The 17,635-nt window shown below is 70.1% G+C and carries 17 protein-coding genes and 1 tRNA gene; 12 read left to right on the top strand and 6 right to left on the bottom strand.

From position 1 onward, the window contains the following. Positions 1-295: 295 nt before the first annotated feature. Both ppk2 and ACP56T_RS03575 read left to right on the top strand, forming a co-directional pair. Complete coding sequence (ppk2, locus tag ACP56T_RS03580; RefSeq protein WP_430910730.1) at positions 296-1,222, top strand: polyphosphate kinase 2; 927 nt, start codon at positions 296-298, stop codon at positions 1,220-1,222. 25 nt (positions 1,223-1,247) lie between these two features. Beyond that, positions 1,248-2,753: a carbohydrate porin gene (locus tag ACP56T_RS03575; RefSeq protein WP_430910729.1), complete on the top strand. Its 1,506-nt coding sequence runs from the start codon at positions 1,248-1,250 to the stop codon at positions 2,751-2,753. Positions 2,754-2,811: 58 nt separating this feature from the next. Here ACP56T_RS03575 and ACP56T_RS03570 read toward each other — a convergent pair whose 3' ends face one another. Next, positions 2,812-3,834: a CorA family divalent cation transporter gene (locus ACP56T_RS03570; protein ID WP_430910728.1), complete on the bottom strand. Its 1,023-nt coding sequence runs from the start codon at positions 3,832-3,834 to the stop codon at positions 2,812-2,814. A gap of 267 nt (positions 3,835-4,101) precedes the next feature. Next, positions 4,102-4,467 (bottom strand): winged helix-turn-helix transcriptional regulator, encoded by a 366-nt coding sequence (locus tag ACP56T_RS03565; RefSeq protein WP_430910727.1) that lies wholly within the window; start codon positions 4,465-4,467, stop codon positions 4,102-4,104. 113 nt (positions 4,468-4,580) lie between these two features. Here ACP56T_RS03565 and ACP56T_RS03560 point away from each other — a divergent pair, with 113 nt between their 5' ends. Together ACP56T_RS03560 and ACP56T_RS03555 are read left to right on the top strand one after the other, a co-directional pair. Beyond that, positions 4,581-5,321, top strand: coding sequence for a glycine betaine ABC transporter substrate-binding protein (locus tag ACP56T_RS03560; RefSeq protein ID WP_430910726.1), 741 nt, complete (start codon positions 4,581-4,583; stop codon positions 5,319-5,321). Continuing rightward, positions 5,318-6,334, top strand: coding sequence for a zinc-binding alcohol dehydrogenase family protein (locus tag ACP56T_RS03555; RefSeq protein WP_430910725.1), 1,017 nt, complete (start codon positions 5,318-5,320; stop codon positions 6,332-6,334). The genes ACP56T_RS03560 and ACP56T_RS03555 overlap by 4 nt, the downstream gene beginning before the upstream one ends. Before the next feature lie 301 nt (positions 6,335-6,635). On the opposite strand, the gene ACP56T_RS03550 is transcribed toward ACP56T_RS03555, so the two are convergent. Beyond that, on the bottom strand, positions 6,636-7,574 hold the full coding sequence (locus ACP56T_RS03550; protein WP_430910724.1) for a LysR family transcriptional regulator: 939 nt from the start codon (positions 7,572-7,574) through the stop codon (positions 6,636-6,638). Positions 7,575-7,738: 164 nt separating this feature from the next. Between ACP56T_RS03550 and ACP56T_RS03545 the strand changes: the two genes are divergently transcribed. The 5 genes from ACP56T_RS03545 to ACP56T_RS03525 all read left to right on the top strand — a co-directional run bounded on the left by ACP56T_RS03545 (position 7,739) and on the right by ACP56T_RS03525 (position 11,520). After that, positions 7,739-9,034, top strand: a complete 1,296-nt coding sequence (locus tag ACP56T_RS03545) for an MFS transporter (RefSeq protein WP_430910910.1) — start codon at positions 7,739-7,741, stop codon at positions 9,032-9,034. A gap of 71 nt (positions 9,035-9,105) precedes the next feature. Then, positions 9,106-9,597, top strand: coding sequence for an ester cyclase (locus tag ACP56T_RS03540; protein WP_430910723.1), 492 nt, complete (start codon positions 9,106-9,108; stop codon positions 9,595-9,597). Between the two features lie 291 nt (positions 9,598-9,888). Beyond that, a complete protein-coding gene (nthA, locus tag ACP56T_RS03535; RefSeq protein ID WP_430910722.1) occupies positions 9,889-10,530 on the top strand; it encodes a nitrile hydratase subunit alpha in 642 nt (213 codons plus the stop codon). Beyond that, entirely contained in the window at positions 10,527-11,189 is a 663-nt protein-coding gene (gene nthB / locus ACP56T_RS03530; protein ID WP_430910721.1) for a nitrile hydratase subunit beta, read from the top strand. Before nthA ends, nthB begins: the two co-directional genes overlap by 4 nt. Beyond that, positions 11,173-11,520 (top strand): nitrile hydratase accessory protein, encoded by a 348-nt coding sequence (locus ACP56T_RS03525; RefSeq protein WP_430910720.1) that lies wholly within the window; start codon positions 11,173-11,175, stop codon positions 11,518-11,520. The genes nthB and ACP56T_RS03525 overlap by 17 nt, the downstream gene beginning before the upstream one ends. Before the next feature lie 328 nt (positions 11,521-11,848). On the opposite strand, the gene ACP56T_RS03520 is transcribed toward ACP56T_RS03525, so the two are convergent. From ACP56T_RS03520 to ACP56T_RS03510, 3 genes are all read right to left on the bottom strand, one after another. Further along, positions 11,849-11,940, bottom strand: a tRNA-Ser gene (locus tag ACP56T_RS03520). A 13-nt stretch (positions 11,941-11,953) separates the two neighbouring features. Next, positions 11,954-12,772 carry a glycosyltransferase family 2 protein gene (locus tag ACP56T_RS03515; RefSeq protein ID WP_430910719.1) on the bottom strand — a complete coding sequence of 273 codons (819 nt, stop codon included), beginning with the start codon at positions 12,770-12,772 and terminating at the stop codon, positions 11,954-11,956. 179 nt (positions 12,773-12,951) lie between these two features. Beyond that, positions 12,952-13,692: a sigma-70 family RNA polymerase sigma factor gene (locus tag ACP56T_RS03510; protein ID WP_430910718.1), complete on the bottom strand. Its 741-nt coding sequence runs from the start codon at positions 13,690-13,692 to the stop codon at positions 12,952-12,954. 304 nt (positions 13,693-13,996) lie between these two features. Between ACP56T_RS03510 and nadA the strand changes: the two genes are divergently transcribed. From nadA to nadC, 3 genes are read left to right on the top strand one after another with little or no spacing between them, the layout of a single operon-like run. Further along, positions 13,997-15,025 carry a quinolinate synthase NadA gene (gene nadA, locus ACP56T_RS03505; RefSeq protein WP_430910717.1) on the top strand — a complete coding sequence of 343 codons (1,029 nt, stop codon included), beginning with the start codon at positions 13,997-13,999 and terminating at the stop codon, positions 15,023-15,025. Further along, complete coding sequence (locus tag ACP56T_RS03500; RefSeq protein WP_430910716.1) at positions 15,022-16,530, top strand: L-aspartate oxidase; 1,509 nt, start codon at positions 15,022-15,024, stop codon at positions 16,528-16,530. Before nadA ends, ACP56T_RS03500 begins: the two co-directional genes overlap by 4 nt. Further along, positions 16,527-17,396, top strand: coding sequence for a carboxylating nicotinate-nucleotide diphosphorylase (nadC, locus tag ACP56T_RS03495; protein ID WP_430910715.1), 870 nt, complete (start codon positions 16,527-16,529; stop codon positions 17,394-17,396). The genes ACP56T_RS03500 and nadC overlap by 4 nt, the downstream gene beginning before the upstream one ends. The last annotated feature ends 239 nt before the right edge of the window (positions 17,397-17,635 follow it).

Raw genomic sequence — 17,635 nt, 5'->3', positions numbered from 1 at the left:
ACTCGGCACGGATCATGGCACCCGACAGCCCACGCGACGCCTCGCTGGCGTGCGGAGCCGTTGGCGGCTTCCGGCCGAGGCGCGGGCGAGTGTATCAGCCCCGCGCCGGGATCGTCGGAAAAGAATCGGCCGCCGGCGGCCGACCCCGGCGGCCATGCGCGGCATTCCCGCGACGGACCTGTGGCCCGAACCTCGCTATGCACCGCTCAGGCGCCGCCGCCGCACCGGCCTTCTCAGCTCCGTCACATGGCTGTGATCCAAGGGCCGTGATCGAATGGAAAACACGGATCGGGACATGGACGGGCAAGGCGCGGACGGGCACGGGGCGGCGGTGGAGGCGATCCGGCGCGATCTCATGGACAGCTTCGACGAGGAGCTGGAGATGGAGATGGAGGAGGAGCGTCTCGAGCGCCTCGCCCTCGAACATGCGGCGGCCGGACGTGAGGCCGGGCTCGATCGCAAGACCTATTTCCGCGAGCTGCTGCGCCTCCAGCACGAGCTGGTGCGTCTCCAGAGCTGGGTGCAGGCGCAGAAGCTGCGCGTGGTCGTGATCTTCGAGGGGCGCGATTCCGCCGGCAAGGGCGGCGTCATCAAGCGCATCACGCAGCGTCTCAACCCCCGCGTCTGCCGGGTAGCGGCGCTGCCGGCGCCGAACGAGCGCGAGCGCACACAGTGGTATTTCCAGCGCTACGCGGCGCATCTGCCGGCCGCCGGCGAGATCGTGCTGTTCGACCGCTCTTGGTACAACCGCCCCGGCGTCGAGCGGGTGATGGGCTTCTGCACCGAGGCCGACGTGGAGGAGTTCTTCCGCTCCGTGCCCGAGTTCGAGCGGATGCTGGTCCGCTCCGGCATCGTGCTGCTGAAATACTGGTTCTCGATCACCGACGAGGAGCAGGAATTCCGCTTCAACATGCGCATCCACGATCCGCTGAAGCAGTGGAAGCTCAGCCCCATGGACGTGGAATCGCGCCGCCGCTGGGAGGACTACACCCGCGCCAAGGAGGACATGCTCGCCCGCACCCACATCCCCGAGGCGCCCTGGTGGGTGGTGGAGGCCGTCGACAAGAAGCGCGCCCGCCTCAACTGCATCAGCCACCTGCTGAAGCAGATCCCCTATGGCGACGTCGAGCATCCGGCCGTGCACCTGCCGGAGCGGATGCGGCACGACGACTACGCCCGTCATCCGGTTCCGCCGGAGATGTACGTGCCGGCGCTCTTCTGAAGCGCCGCGAGGGAGAGGGATCGGCGTGCCGCATCCGAACAGCCTGCGGCGCGCCGTCCTCGGCGCGGCCCTTCTCCTGCAAGCGAGCGCCCTGCCGGCGCTCGGGCAATCCCTGACCCTCCCGGTCGGGGCGGCGCCGAGCTTCTTCGCCTCGCTGCCGCCCTCGACCGGCGCCGGCGGCGATCCCCAGACCGCCGTCGCCCAGTCGCAGACCTCGGATCAGGTCTCCGTCACCATCGGCGGCTCGATCCAGTCCTCGCTCGGCCCCTACGGCGACCCGTTCGGGCTGCGCGCCTATCTCGCGCAGCGCGGCATCACCTATGTCGTGACCTATATCGGCGAGGGGCTCGGCAACGTGCATGGGGGCCTGCGCCGGGGCGCGACCTATGGCGGCCGCCTCGACACCTCGCTCGACATCGATCTCGAACAGTTCGCCGGCTGGACCGGCGCCCGCTTCCATACGGATTTCTTCCAGATCCACGGGCACGGCATGTCCCGGCGCTACGTGGACAACCTGACCACGATCAGCGGCATCGAGGCCCTGCCGGCCACCCGGCTGTTCGAGCTCTGGATCGAGCAGCGCTTCCTCGACGACCGTCTCTCCGTGAAGGTCGGGCAGGTCTCCGCCGATACCGAGTTCGCCATCGCGCAGTCGGCCGTGGTGTTCCTCAACGCAGGCTTCGGCTGGCCCAATATCGGCGCCGTGGTGCTGCCGAGCGGCGGCCCGATCTATCCGCTGGCGACGCCGGCCGTGCGCGTGAAATACGTGCCCACCGACAGCCTCTCCTTCCAGGCCGGGATCTTCAACGGCGACCCGGCGGGAGTGCCGGCGCAGGGTGACGACACCGATCCGCAGCGGCGCAACCGCCACGGCACCAGCTTCCGGGTCGACGATCCGGCCCTGGTGATCGCGGAGGTCGCCTACGCCTACAATCACCAGTCCGGCGCGACCGGCCTGCCGGGAACCGCGACGCTGGGCGCCTGGGGGCATTTCGGCCGCTTCGACAGCCCCCGCTTCGACAGCGTCCAGGGCCGCCTGCTGGCCGATCCGGCGGCGAGCGGCATCGCCCGGCGGTTTCGCGGCGACCACGGCCTCTACGCGATCCTCGACCAGACCATCTATCGCGAGCCGGACAGCCCGAGCGAAGGTGCCAGCGCCTTCCTGCGCTTCTCCAGCGTGCCGGGCGACCGCAACCTGATCGACCTCTACGTGGATGCCGGCATCGCCTACAAGGGGCTGCTGCCGGGGCGGCCGAACGACACGGCGGCGGTGGGCGTGATCCATTCGCGCATCGGCCCGGCCGCGCGCGCCTACGATCGCGACACCCTGATGCTGGGGCAGGGGACCGGGCCGATCCGCAGCAGCGAGACCGTGATCGAGGCGACCTATCAGGCCGAGGTGGTCCCCGGCCTGACCGTGCAGCCGGATTTCCAGTACGTCTTCCGCCCCGGCGGCGGCATCGCCGACGATGCCGGGCGCCGCATCCGCAACGCCGCCGTGTTCGGGCTGCGCGCGACCGTCAACTACTGAAGGCCCAGGCGCCGCGCCGCCTTCGGACCGATCGCGTCGGTCCGAAGGCGCGCCGGTCTCAGTCCTTGGGCGCCCGGATGCCGAGCACGCGGATCACCACGAAGACGAGGACCGCCGAAATCACGGCGACCGCGATGGCGATGTTCGAGCCGGCCTCGTTGTCGGCGAGCGGCAGCCCCTTGGTGTTCATGCCGAACAACCCCGTGATCAGGGTCGGCGGCAGGAACAGGGCGGTCAGCACGGAGAGCGTGTAGAGCTGCCGGTTCGACTGCTGGGCGAGGTTTGCCGACAGCTCCTCCTGCATCAGGCGGCTGCGGTCGGCGAGCACGATCATATCGCGGTCGAGCGCGTCGAGCCGCTGCGCGATCCGCGCCGCCGTGGCGAGCGCCGTGGGTGACAGCCCCTCGTCCTCGCCGTCAGCCTCCAGACGATGAAACACGGCGCGCAGCCCGAGGAGCTGCCGGTGCAGCCGCACGGCGTCGCGGCGGATCGGGCCGAGGCGGCGGCGGTCGTCGCGCAGCCGCTCGTCGAGGATGTGGTCCTCGATGGCGTCGAGCTCGTCGGCGAGGCGGCCGCCGGTCGCGGACATCGCCGCGACGACATGGCCGACGAGAGCCTCCAGCAGCACGATCGGCTCGGCGATGCTGCGGCCCTCGGCTGCCGCCTCGCGCGCCGCTTCCGGGGCGAGGATGGGATGGCGCCGGCCGCTGGCGAGGAAGCTCGGCCCCATGACGAAATGCAGCCGGCCGCCCGCGTCGGCGTTGGCGCTCTCGCAGAAGTCGCGCACGAGATCGGCCACCACCCCGCCGACATAGCCGTCCTCGACGGTGATGCGCTGGTGCGGATCGGGGGCGAAAGCGGCCGCCGCGAGCGCCTTGGGCCCGAGCCGCCCCTCCGCCACCATCTCCATGAGCCGCGCGTCGTTCAGGTTGAAATGCAGCCAGAAGAAGCCTTCGCCGAAGGTGCCCGGCAGGGGGATCTCCTCGCCGTGCTCGACGAGGCGGCCGCTGCCGCTCTCGTCGAAACGCATGGCCCAGAGCAGGCCCGGCAGCGCGGGAGGATCGCTGAGAAGCTGGGTCATGTGGCCGGAACGGGCTCCTGCAAGATGCGCGATGCGAGCGATCTCGGATCGACGGCGCCGCCGAGGGCGGGCCGAGCACGAAGCGGACCGCTCGGGATCCCGGAAGCGCCCGGAGCCGTTACAGCCCGCCTGCCTCACCACTGTGACAGCCGGACCGGCGAACGGGATTTCTCCGCGGTCCTCCAGTTGGGTGACGGAAAGGAAACGGATCGAGGCCGCCTTCGTCCGCGTGGCGGGCGGTTCCGTATCGCTCGGCCGCCGCGTGCCTCACGCAGCCTCGTCGGCTTTCCGCGAACCGGACTCGAGGACATGGGCCTCGCCCCATGCCTTGAGGGCCAGGATCACCGGCTCGAGGCTGCGGCCGCGTTCGGACAGGCTGTATTCCACCTTCGGCGGGACCTCCGGATAGACGGTGCGGATGACGAACCCGTCGCTTTCCAGCTCCCGGAGCTGATTGGTCAGCATCCGCTGGGTGACGTTCGGCAGGCGGCGGCGGATCTCGTTGAAGCGCAGCGTGCCCTGAAGCAGGTGCCAGAGCACGATGCCTTTCCACTTGCCGCCGATCAGCACGAGCGTGGCCTCCACCGGACATCCGGGGCTGCAATCGAAACGATCGTGGCGGGTGCGGGGCACGAGCGGTATCCTTTTGGGTACTATATGCGCTTTATGTGCGTTCTTGCGAAGAATACGCCAGGGCTTAACTCGTTGCGGGACGAGACGGTCCGAATCGAGCGGGAGTCTTCCCCTTGCACCCCGATACCCCGATCCGCGTGGGACATATCGCGCTCAGCTTCCACGACGCCAGCGCACGGCAAGTCGAGCAGGTGCTGGAAGCGCATGGTCACGGCGTCGAGCGTTCCGCCGCCTCGCACGAGGAGATGTTCCGGCGGTTGGGCGCCGGCGATGTCGACATGCTCGTGTCGGCCTGGTTGCCGTCGAGCCACGGACGGTATCTCGCTCCGATCGAGGACCGGGTCCGCAAGGTAACGATCCTCTACGAGCCCTACTGCATCTGGGGTGTGCCCGAGCATGTCCCGGAGGAAGCCGTGGCGAGCGTCGCGGATCTCCTCAAGTCGCCCGCCTCCGAGCGAATGGAGCGCCTGATCCAGGGAATCAATCCGGGCGCCGGCATCAGCCGCTTCTCCGCTGCGATCGTCGAGCGCTACGGCCTGGCTGACGCCGGTTATCACTTCCGCAGCGGAACCGAGGCGGATTGCTTCGACCGCTTCGAGGACGCGGTGCGCGAGGGCCGCTGGATCGTCGTGCCGCTGTGGCATCCGCAATTCCTCCATGCCCGGTACCGCATACGGGCGCTGGAGGAACCCCTGGGTCTTCTCGGTGGCGTCGACCATGCGACGTTGCTGGTGCGCCGCGACGCGGAAGAGCGGATCGGGGGGGCCGCGCTCGACGAGTTGTCCCGGCTCCATCTCGGCAACGTTCGAGTCAGTGAGCTCGACGACAAGATCGTGAAGGAGAACGTCGCATGAAAGCCGTTGGCTATTCCGTGCCGGGCCGTATCGACCGCCCGGATTCACTGGTCGATCTGGATCTGCCCGTGCCGACGGCGGGCCCGCGCGATCTGCTGGTCCAAGTGAAGGCCATCTCGGTCAACCCGGTGGACACCAAGGTCCGCGCCAACGCGAAGCCGGACGGCGAGGCCTGGAAGGTGCCCGGCTGGGATGCCGCCGGCATCGTGGCCGCGACCGGGGCGGAGGTGACGGGGTTCGAGCCCGGCGACGAGGTCTTCTACGCCGGATCGCTCACGCGGCCGGGGAGCTATGCCGAGTTTCATCTGGTCGACGAGCGCATCGTCGGGCGCAAGCCGGCGACGCTCGGCTGGGCGCAGGCGGCGGCGCTGCCGCTGACCGCCATCACGGCCTGGGAGGCGCTTTTCGACCGCCTCGACGTCAAAGGCCGCGCCGTGCCGGGGGCCGCGCCGGCGATCCTCGTCGTGGGCGGTGCCGGCGGCGTCGGCTCGATCGCGATCCAGCTTGCCCGCACGCTGACGGACCTCACCGTGATCGCCACGGCCTCCCGTCCTGAGACCGCCGCCTGGGCGACCGATCTCGGCGCGCACATGATCGTCAACCATGCCAAGCCGCTGGCGCCTCAGGTCGCGGCGCTGGGGCTGGGCGCACCGGCTTTCGTCTTCTCCACCACGAACACGATCCGTCACCTCGCCGACATCGTGGAGATGATCGCCCCACAGGGCCGCTTCGCGCTGATCGACGATCCGCCGTCGCTCGACATTATGCCCTTCAAGCGCAAGAGCGTGTCGGTGCATTGGGAGTTCATGTTCACGCGCTCGATGTTCGGCACCCCCGACCTTGCGGAGCAGGGTCGCCTCCTGAACGAGGTCTCCCGCCTCGTCGATGCCGGCGCGCTCCGCACGACCCTGGCCGAGACGCTCGGCCCGATCGACGCCGCCACCCTCAAGCGCGCTCACGCGCTGATCGAAAGCGGGCGTGCCCGCGGGAAGATCGCGCTGGAGGGGTTTTGAGAGGCCGAGCACGCGGGATTCGATCGCCGGACGTCCCAAGCCGATCGACCGACTTCCGAGAACAACGAATAACGGCCCTTCCGGCAGGTAGCGGCAGCCGGTGCCCGGACCGTGAACTCGGATGCACCGGCGGGTGAACGGATGCGGTGGCATCGTCGGGATCGGCGCCCCGATCGTCCCGCTCCGACCGCATGTGTACCGGGGCGGCGATATACCGGGATCGACCCAGGAGCCGCCGGCACCGGCACCCGCCCCGCACCCGTGGTAATCGCCGGTCGACGACGAGGCGCGATATATCGGCCTACTCGCTGGTCTGCCCCGCCGGATCGCTCATCAGTATCGCCTGGTCGCGGCGCATGGTGTCGTTGATGAAGGTGATGGCGGCCCGGATGCGGGGCACGTTCTGGAGATCCGCGTGCACCACCAGCCACCAGTCGCGGACGAGATCGATCTGCGTCGGCATCACCCTGACCAGCCCCCCGCGCCGCCGTGCCATGAAGGTCGGGAGCATGGCCAGTCCCGCTCCCTCGACGGTGGCCTCGTACTGCGCGACGAGGCTCGTGCAGGCGAAGCGGGATCTGGGATCGGCGATGATGTCGGGGAGCCAGCGGACATGGGGTACGGAGATCAGTTCGTCGACATACGTCACGAACTCGTGCGACCGGAGGTCCGCCAGAACCGACGGCACGCCGGCGCGCTCGAGATACGCGGGCGATCCGTAAAGCCCGACGCCGAAATAGCCCGCTCGGCGCACAATCAGGCGTCCTCGCCGCGGCCGAACCATGTTGAGCGAGATGTCGGCTTCCCGCTCCGACAGGTTCAGGATCGTCTGGGACGCGACCAGTTGGATCGACAAGCCGGGATATTGTTGGATGAACTCGTTCAGGCGCGGGGCCAGAAAGTAGCTTCCGAAGCCCTCCATCGTCGAGACGCGGACGACGCCGACCAGATCGCGTGACGCATCCGTCACGTCACGGGAGATGGCACGGCTGAGCTCTTCCATCTGCGAGACGATGGCGAAGATGCGTTCGCCGTCCCCGCTGAGCTGCGAGACCCGCCCGGACCGCACGAAGAGGCTGAGGCCGAGCGCGTCCTCCAGCGACGCGACCCGCCGCCGGACCGTGGTGGCATCGACGCGCAGCATCTCGGACGCCCGAGTGGCGCTGCCGCCGCCGCGAGCGACCACGAGGAAGGTGTGCAGACTCGTCCAATCGAAGGCGGTGAGCGGGTTCGCGATCATCACATGCCCAGGACGTGAGCAGATTGTCGTAAGCTGCAAATTTGCATCGAACGAACGCGAAAATCTACATTTTCAAGCGTTTTTGCGCTGTTCATCCTCCGCTCCGCACTCGGACGTCGGCCCGTGCACGGCCACTGTCCCGACAGGGGAGCACGGTGATGCGGATGTGGTGGCAGGACCTGACGAAGCGTGAACGGCGGACGATGACGGCCTGCTTCGGCGGCTGGGCCCTCGACGCCTTCGACGTTCAGATCTACTCGTTCGCGATTCCGACGCTGATCGCGACCTGGGGGATGACCCAGGTCCAGGCCGGCTATGTCGGGACTGTGGCGCTCCTCTTCTCCGCGATGGGGGGATGGATCGCCGGTGCCCTGAGCGACCGTTTCGGCCGGGTGCGCACGCTGCAGATCACTGTGGTCTGGTTTGCGTTCTTCACATTCCTGAGCGGGTTCGCGACCGACTACTGGCACCTCCTCGTTCTGCGCAGCTTGCAGGGGCTGGGCTTCGGGGGTGAGTGGGCAGCCGGCGCGGTCCTGATCTCGGAGGTGATCCGGCCGGAGTTCCGCGGCCGGGCCGCCGGCACCGTCCATAGCGGCTTCGCCGTGGGGTGGGCGGGGGCGGCCCTCCTGTTCGCGCTGCTCTTCTCGCTCCTGCCACAGGAGCAGGCGTGGCGGGCCATGTTCTGGATCGGCGTCCTGCCGGCCCTGCTCGTCATCTTCATCAGGCGCTACGTGACGGAGTCGGATGTCTTCGAGGCCTCGGCCCGCGCCAGGTCCGCGACCGAGCGCCGGTCGGGGGGACGACAATTCCTGCGGATCTTCCACCGCGACCTGCTGCGGACCACCGTGCTGTCGTCAGTGTTCGCCGTCGGTCTCCAGGGCGGCTACTACGCCGTCGTCACCTGGTTGCCGACCTACCTGAAGACCCAGAAGGGCTTGTCCGTCCTCGGGACCGGATCCTATCTCGCGGTGATCATTCTCGGCGCCTTCTGCGGCTTCCTGGCGGGTGCCCATCTCGCGGACTGGATCGGACGCCGTCGCACGTTCCTGCTGTTCGCCGTGCTGTCGACGATCGTCGTCTGCCTCTACACCCTCGTGCCGATCGACAACGGGCTGATGCTCGTCCTCGGCTTCCCGCTCGGCTTCTGCGCGAACGCCATGTTCGCTCCCACGGGCGCCTATTTCGCCGAACTGTTCCCCACCGAGGTACGGGGCACCGGGCAGGGCTTCTGCTACAATATCGGCCGCGGCATCGGCGCGCTCTTCCCGGCGCTCGTCGGCCTGCTGAGCACGTCTCTGCCTCTCGGCACGGCGATCGGCCTCTACACGGCCGGGGCATACGGCCTCGCGATCCTCGCCCTGCTGTTTCTGCCCGAGACGCGCGGTCGCGACATCACGCAGGCGGCGCCTTCGACGAGGGACGAACTGCCTCCGCTGCCCGCCGCCGCCACGAGCGCCTGACGCGGCGCCGTCGGCCTCGCCTGCCTTAGCCCGGCAATTCCCCCTTTCTCGACACTGCGAGACGAACGCCCATGATCGCCGCCCCTATCGGCCTGGAGCCCCCGATGCCGATCGACCACGCTACGCTGAGCCCTCAGAAGGAGGTCGTGCGAAAATTCTACAAGGATATGTGGGACCATGCCGACGTCCGGCTGATTCCCGAGATCTTCCACGCCGACTTCAGCTTTCGCGGCTCCCTGGGGCCGGTCCTGATCGGCCATGCCCAGTTCGCCGAGTACGTGCGCTGGGTGACGGACTCCCTGGAGCACTACACCTCCGACATCCTCGACCTCGTCGAGGAGGGCGATCGGGTCGCGGGCAAGCTGCGGTTCCACGGCATCCACCGCAAGCCGCTCTTCGGTCGGCCGCCGAGCGGTCGCCACGTCTGGTGGTACGGCGCGCCGGTCTTCACCTTCGCGCAGGGCAAGGTCCGGGATCTATGGGTGCTGGGCGACATCCACGGGCTGATCGGACGCATCGAGAGCGGTGCGGTCGAGCATCCGGAGTTCGGTCTCGCATCCTGAGAGTCTGTCCGGGAGAAGCGGGTCCCGGCTCTCCGTCCGGACAGGCGGCAGACCTTGGATCGCTCCTCGCCGAAGGGGCTACCGGTTCGGCGCAAAAGAGCGCACCAAGAAAAGAGCGCACCAAGACTTGGAGCCGCGCCTGATCGCGAGGTGTCTGGCACGGCTCTGGCGCGGGGGGCACCACACTCGTCACCGTATGGATGACGCCGGGATCACAGGTTCGGGACGGCGTCCGCGCTGGCCGAGCTCGGCGCGCCGGCGGCACGCGACGGCCCTCGAGAAGGATAGCCGATGCAAGACGACCACAAGCACGATCATCACGGTCACGACGACGGTCACGGCAGCGCCCTGTCGGACACCGAGCTGCGGGTCCGCGCGCTCGAGTCGCTGCTGGTGGCCAAGGGCTATGTCGATCCGGCTGCGCTGGCAGCGATCATCGAGACCTACGAGACTCGTATCGGACCGCGCAACGGCGCCCGCGTCGTGGCCAAGGCCTGGAGCGATCCGGCCTACCGCGACTGGCTCCTGCGGGACGCCACCGCCGCGATCGCGGCCCTCGGCTTCGGCGGCCGGCAGGGCGAGCACATGGTGGCCGTCGAGAACACCGAGGCCACGCACAACCTCGTCGTGTGTACGCTGTGCTCCTGCTACCCCTGGCCGGTGCTCGGCCTGCCCCCGACCTGGTACAAGAGCCCGGCCTACCGGTCGCGCGCGGTCATCGACCCGCGCGGCGTGCTCGCCGAGTTCGGGGTCGGCGTGCCGGCGGACCGCCAGATCCGGGTATGGGACTCGACCGCCGAGACCCGCTACCTCGTCATCCCGCAGCGCCCCCCCGGCAGCGAGGGACTCGACGAGGCGGCGCTCGCCGACCTCGTCACCCGCGACGCGATGATCGGCGCGGGCCTCGCCCGCCAGCCCGGAGGCGACGCGTGAACGGGCCGCAGGACGTCGGCGGCATGATGGGTTTCGGTCCCGTCGTGCCGGAGCCCGAAGCGGTGCGCTTCCACGCGGACTGGGAGAAGCGGGTGCTCGCCGTGACGCTGGCGGCCTCGGCCGCCGGCGTCTGGACCATCGACGCCATGCGCTTCAGCCGGGAATCGCTGCCCCCGGCGGAGTATTACGGCTCGTCCTACTACCAGATCTGGTTGAAGGCCCTGACGAACCGGCTGATCGCGGAGGGGCTGGTCACACCCGAGGAGATCGCGACAGGCACGCCGATGGAGCCGGCCAAGCCGGTGCCGCGGGTGCTGCGCGCGGACCGGGTCGGGCCGGCGCTCGCGGCAGGGACGCGCTACGCGCGGGAGCCGGACGCCGCGGCGCGCTTCGCGGTGGGCGATGCGGTCCGCGCGCGGGTGATCAACCCGCCGACCCACACGCGCCTGCCTCGCTACGTGCGCGGCAAGGTCGGGGTGGTCGAGCGGGTTCAGGGTGTGTTCGTGCTGCCGGATACCAACGCGCACGACCTGGGCGAGACGCCGCAATGGCTGTTCACGGTCCGCTTCAGCGGCACCGAACTGTGGGGGCCGCAGGCCGATCCGACGCTGGACGTCTCGGTGGATGCTTGGGAGAGCTATCTTGACCCCGTCGATTGACCGCGCCGGAGGCGCCGAGGCCCAGGCGTTCCGGGAGCCGTGGGAGGCGCAGGTCTTCGCGATGGCGGTGTCGCTGCACGAGGCCGGGCTGTTCACCTGGCCGGAATGGACCGAGGAACTGGCGGCGGCCATGCGCACCGACCCGTCGGCGGGGCCTTGCGGCGAGGCGAGCTATTACGCTTGGCTCATCGCCCTGGAGGCGATTCTGGTCCGCAAGGCGGTGACGGACCGGGCGGCCCTTGCCGCGCTTCGCGACGCCTGGGACACGGCCGCCCGCGCCACCCCCCACGGGCAGCCCATCGCCCTGGCCGCAAGCGGGACGCGCGGCTGAGCCCACACCGTCCGGCCGTCTGTTTCAGGTCAGAAGGGCCGACATCAGTCTCCCAGGTCGAGAGCGTTCGGTGATCCTCCCCTGGCTCCCAACGGTCCCGAAGTCTCCGCGAAGATGAGCCTTCAAGATTCCCTGTCCGGCGGAGTGGGCGCTCCTCGGTGATCCAACGTTTGCGTGACCGGGCAGCCGCTTGTCCAGCCGGTTGGCCGCCGCGCTCGAGAGCGGACAGCTCCGTCGCGGGCCAGCCGTCGCGAGCGCGCGCAATCCCGGCCCTATGGCGGGATCATCACGCCGGCTCGCAGAAAGAATGAGGGTGGTCGCACATGAGTGGCGGAGACGGAGGGATTCGAACCCTCGATACCCATTTCTGGGTATGCTCATTTAGCAAACGAGTGCCTTCAGCCGCTCGGCCACGTCTCCACAGTGCCCGGCTCTAGAATTTCGCGTGGGGCGGGTCAACCCGCGTCGTGGGCTCGGCGACAGCCGTCGTGAGGCGGCGGCGCTCGTAGTGCTTGGCGACGCGCAGGTGGCGCGAGATCGCGTAGTTCATCGCCGTCAGGAATCCGTAGACGCCGCGCACGAAATGGCGCCGGCCGATATACGCCTTCAGGAAATTCCCCGGCAGTTCCACGAAAACCCGCCACGCCGGGATCTCCACCCCGCGCGCGGAAAGATCGTCGGCCTGCTGGTCCGAGTAGCGGTTCAGCTTGTCGAGCTGGTCGCCGAGCGAGCGCACCGAGAAATGGTGGATTACGCCCTTGAGCCGCCCCGTCGGCGTCCCCGCCGGCAGCTCCACCCGGTCGTGGACAGGGGAGGGCGAGTAGCGGCCGACATCCTTGCGGTAGAGCCGCACCGGCGTCAGCGCGTAGGCCCAGGGATGCGGACGGGTCTCGCCGGGAAAGATCTCGGCGATGGCAAGCCGCCAGGCCGGGATGCTCGGCTCGCCCTCGGCGAACAGGGCGCGGATGCGGGCGGCAAGATCGGGGGGCACGACCTCGTCGGCATCGAGGTTGAGCAGCCAGACATGCCGGCACGCCTCCTCGGCGAAGCGCTTCTGCGGCCCGTAGCCTGGCCACTCGTTGTGGATGACCCGCGCGCCGAGGGAGCGGGCGAGGTCCTGGGTGCCGTCCGTCGACCCGGAATCGACCACCACGAGATCGTCCGTCAGGTCGCGCACCGCGCGGATCGTCGCGCCGATCCGGTCGACCTCGTTGCGGGCGATGATGAAGACGGAGAGCGGCAGGGCGGTCATGCAGGGGTCCGGCCAGCGTCGGGACGCGTCTGAGGCCGCGTCCGGCCGCCCATGGACCGACCCGCGCGCGACAACGCGAGCGGCGCCCCGGACGATGGAACACGCGCGGGCCGCTCTATCGGCTGCTCGCCGCGCGCACAACCGAGGGCGGCACGCGGCTTGGGGAGCGACCCCGCGGATCAGGCGTCGACGGGGGAGCCGCCGCCGGACAGCGCGGACAGGGTCAGGCGGTCCGCGCCGACCTCGTCGGCGGAGTAGCCGAGCAGATAGGCGAGCTGGTCGCGCGCCCGCCAGACCCGGCTCTTCACGGTGCCGATCCGGCAGTTGAGCACCTCAGCCGCCTGCTCGTAGCTGAGGTTCTCGATGGCCACCAGCACCAGGGCCTCGCGCATGGGCGCCGGGAGCCGGGCGAGGGCCTGATGCGCGTCCTGGAGGTCGAGATGTCCGCTCTGCTCCGGCACCGTGCCGACGCGGGCAGCGTAGCTGCCATCGGCATCGGAGACCTCGCGCCCCTGCCGGCGATGGCTGCTGTAGAAGGCGTTGCGCATGATGGTGAAGAGCCACGCGCCCATGTTCGTGCCGACGGCGAAGCTGTCGCGGCTGCGCCAGGCGCGCAGCAGCGTGTCCTGCACGAGATCGTCGGCGGAGGCCGGGTTGCGGGTCAGCGAGAGCGCGAAGTTCTGGAGGCTCGGCACCGCCGCGAGAAAACCCTTGCGGAAATCGGCCTCCGCGCGCGCCTGCGCCCCCGAGAGGGCGCCTTCCAGGCGCGCGATGAGAGCGGTGAACCGCGACGGCGTCTCGGGCTGGCGCTGTCCGGCATAGGCGGTCCTCAGCGCCTCGCCGAGATGCTCCCGGATCGCGGCGGTGAGCTCCGGGCGGCGCGTGAGGGCGGACGCGGCGCCGGGCTTCGGTTGAGGCATGGATGTTCCGCTGACAGAAACGGCGGGAGACGGAGAACGGCCCGTCCCAGGGCCTCGTTCTTGCGGGAGCCGCCGATGGCGCGCTTCAACATGGATCAATGCCGCGCCACGATCGGGACGCGCGGGCAGCCGTGAGGTGCCTCCCCGGCCGACGAAATGCGCCCATGCCGCAGCGCACAAGAAACAGCGCGGGAAATTCGCGTCGCAAAATCGATATGCTCAGGTTCAGCATATCTGGACTCGCGACCCCTTCGCTCCTAAGTTAGGCGGCACAATGCTCAAAGTGAGCATAAAGGAGGACGCCATGGCGGCCACCACGATCCCGCTCTCCCGACCCGGCGCCGCGACCGCCCCGGCGGCCTTCCCGCTGCCCGAGATGTACGAGCGGGTGAGCCGGCACATCCTCCCGATGGAGTGGCCGGCCCTGGCCCCGGACATTGAGGCGATCCTGCGCCTCAAGAAGGAGCGCAACGCCGTCATCCTGGCCCATAACTACCAGGCGCCGGAGATCTTCCACACGGTGTCCGACATCGTCGGCGACAGCCTCGCGCTCGCCCGCGAGGCCGTGACTGTCGATGCCGACGTGATCGTGCTCGCCGGCGTGCACTTCATGGCCGAGACGGCGAAGCTCCTGAATCCGTCGAAGACCGTGCTGATCCCGGACATGGGCGCCGGCTGCTCGCTCGCCGATTCGATCACGGCCGAGGACGTGCGCGGGCTACGCGAAAAATATCCCGGCGTGCCGATCGTGACCTACGTCAACACCTCGGCCGCCGTGAAGGCGGAGTCGGACCTCTGCTGCACGTCGGGCAACGCCGTCGACGTGGTGCGCTCGCTGAACGCGCCGCGCGTGCTGATGATCCCCGACGAGTTCCTGGCGCAGAACGTCCAGGCCGAGGTGCCCGAGGTCGAGATCCTCACCTGGGCCGGGCATTGCGAGGTGCATGAGCGCTTCACCCCCGCCGACATTCGCGAGGTCCGCGAGAGCTATCCGGGCGTGACCGTCATCGCGCACCCGGAATGCCCGCCTGAGGTCGTCGCGGAAGCCGATTTCTCGGGCTCCACCGCGCTGATGATGAACTACGTCGTCGAGAAGCGGCCGCCGCAGGTGGTTCTCGTCACCGAATGCTCGATGGCCGACAACATCGCGGCGGCAAACCCCGACATCGAGTTCATCAAGCCCTGCAACATGTGCCCGCACATGAAGCGCATGAGCCTGCGCAACATCCGCCGCTCCCTGGAGACGCTGACGCACGAGGTCACGGTCGATCCGGCCGTCGCCGACCGCGCGCGGCTGGCGGTGGAGCGCATGCTCGCGGTGCGGCCGCGATGAACGCGCTCTCCCGCAATCCCGCCGACCGGATCGTCGTCGTCGGGGCCGGCGTCGCGGGTCTCGCCACGGCGCTCCGTCTGGCGCCCCGCCCGGTGACGCTGGTCGCCGCCGCGCCGCTGGGAATCGGCACCGCCACCGGCTGGGCGCAGGGCGGCATCGCATCCGCCATCGGGGCGGACGACGCGCCCGCGCTCCACGCCGCCGACACGCAGGCCGCCGGCGCCGGGCTGACCGAGCCGGAGGTGGCGCTGCGCGTCGCGCAAGCCGGCCCCGGCCTGATCGGCTGGCTCGTCGGGCTCGGCCTGCCCTTCGACCGCGACCCGGCCGGCGCCCTGGCGCTCGGGCTGGAGGCCGCCCATTCCCGACGCCGCATCGTGCGGGCCGGCGGCGATGCCACCGGCAAGGCCGTGCTCGACACCCTGAGCCGGGCCGCCGCTCTGGCGCCGTCCGTCGAGGTGGTGGTCGCCACCGCCGTCGATCTCCTGCGCGACGAGAACGGCGCCGTGGCCGGCATCGTCGCCGAGCGCGACGGGGCGCGCTTCCGCATCCCCGCCCGCGCCGTCGTGCTGGCGACGGGCGGCGTCGGGGCGCTCTACGCCTCGACCACGAACCCGCGCGGCGCCACCGGGCGCGGCCTCGCGCTGGCGGCACGGGCCGGCGCGACCTTGCGCGACATGGAGTTCGTGCAGTTCCACCCCACCGCCATCGCGGCCGGCGCCGATCCGATGCCGCTCGCCACCGAAGCCCTGCGCGGGGAGGGGGCGTCGCTCATCGACGAGACCGGCGCGCGCATCATGGCCGGCATCGACGGCGGCGATCTGGCGCCGCGCGACGTGGTGGCCCGCGCGATCTTCCAGGCGCTCGGGCGGGGCGCCACCGTCTTCCTCGACACGCGGGGCGATCTCGGCGCGCGCATGCCGGCGCGCTTCCCCACGGTGGCAGCGCTCTGCGCGGCGGCCGGCATCGATCCGGCCCGGCAGGCGATTCCCGTGCGGCCGGCGGCCCATTACCACATGGGCGGCGTGCTGGTGGACGGCGCCGGCGCGAGCAGCGTGCCGGGGCTCTACGCCTGCGGCGAGGTCGCCTCGACGGGCCTGCACGGCGCCAACCGGCTGGCCAGCAACTCGCTGCTGGAGGCCCTGGCCTTCGGCGGCTGGATCGCGGACGGGCTCGATCCGCCGCCGCCCGGCCGCATCGGCCCGGAGACCACGGTCGCGCCCGCGACCGGCGACATCGCCCCGATCCGCGCGGTGATGGAGACGCATGTCGGCGTCGTTCGCGATGCCGCCGGCCTCGCGCGAGCCGTCGAGACCCTGGAACCGCTGGCCGGGGCGGGATGTCCGGCGGCCCTCACCGGGCTGATGATCGCCCGCGGCGCCCTGGCGCGTCAGGAGAGCCGCGGCGCCCATTGGCGCAGCGATTTCCCTGAGCAGGTCGAGGCGCGGCATTCGCGGATGACGATGCCCGACGCAGCCGTCGCGAAACGGACGGAGCAGGTCCCATGAGCACGTCCAGCCCCAGCACACTCAGCCCCCTGCCGAGGCTCCTGGTGGAGCCCATCGTGCGCGCCGCCCTGCTGGAGGATCTCGGCCGGGCCGGCGACATCACCACCGACGCCATCGTGCCGGCGGATGCCCGGCTCGAGGGAGTCATCGCCGCCCGGCAGGCGGGGGTCGTCGCCGGCACGGACGCGGCCCGCATCGCCTTCGAGCTGATCGACCCGGCGGTGTCCGTCACCGTCGAGCGCGGGGAGGGCGCGCGCATCGCGCCCGGCGACGTGGTGATCCGGCTGTCCGGCCCGGCCCGCGCCATCCTCACCGCCGAGCGCGTGGCCCTCAACCTGCTCTGCCGCATGTCCGGCGTCGCCACGGCCACGGCCTCCCTGGTGGAAGCGGCGCGGCCCCACGGCAAGGCCCGGATCGTCTGCACCCGCAAGACCACGCCGGGCCTGCGGGCGCTCGAGAAGCACGCCGTGCGCGCCGGCGGCGGCTCGAACCACCGCTTCGGCCTCGACGACGCGGTGCTCATCAAGGACAACCACGTCGCGGTGGCCGGCGGCATCGTGCCGGCCATCGAGCGGGCGCGGGCGAATACCGGGCATCTCGTGAAGATCGAGGTCGAGGTCGATACCCTCGACCAGCTCGCCGAAGCGCTCTCCGTCGGCGCCGACGCCGTGCTCCTCGACAACATGACGCCCGACCAGCTCGCCCGCGCGGTGGCGATGATCGACGGCCGCGCCATCGCGGAAGCCTCGGGCCGCATCACCCGCGAGACCGTGGGCGCCGTGGCGGCGTCCGGCGTCGACCTGATCTCCTGCGGCTGGATTACCCACAGCGCCGCGATCATCGATCTCGGCCTCGACGCGCGATAAGGAAAGGCGCGTTCCTCCGGGAGAAGGAACGCGCCCTGGGAAGGTGGCCCATGGTCTCAGGGCACGGGCACGCACAGGTTATCCCCAGCCGGCAGGCTTCCGCATCAGCCTATGCGGAATAATTCATACAATACCGCCCGATTGTTTCGGGGACCGCCCTCCGTGCCGCGACCGCCATGGCCGCGCGCCTGAGGCCGCAGCGAACGCGACCCGCCTCCCGATCTCGGCCCATACTGGTA

Source organism: Methylobacterium endophyticum, from assembly GCF_050591105.1.
Lineage (GTDB): Bacteria > Pseudomonadota > Alphaproteobacteria > Rhizobiales > Beijerinckiaceae > Methylobacterium.
Note: the sequence above shows the minus strand (reverse complement) of the source record. Positions and strands in the feature narration are given on the sequence as shown.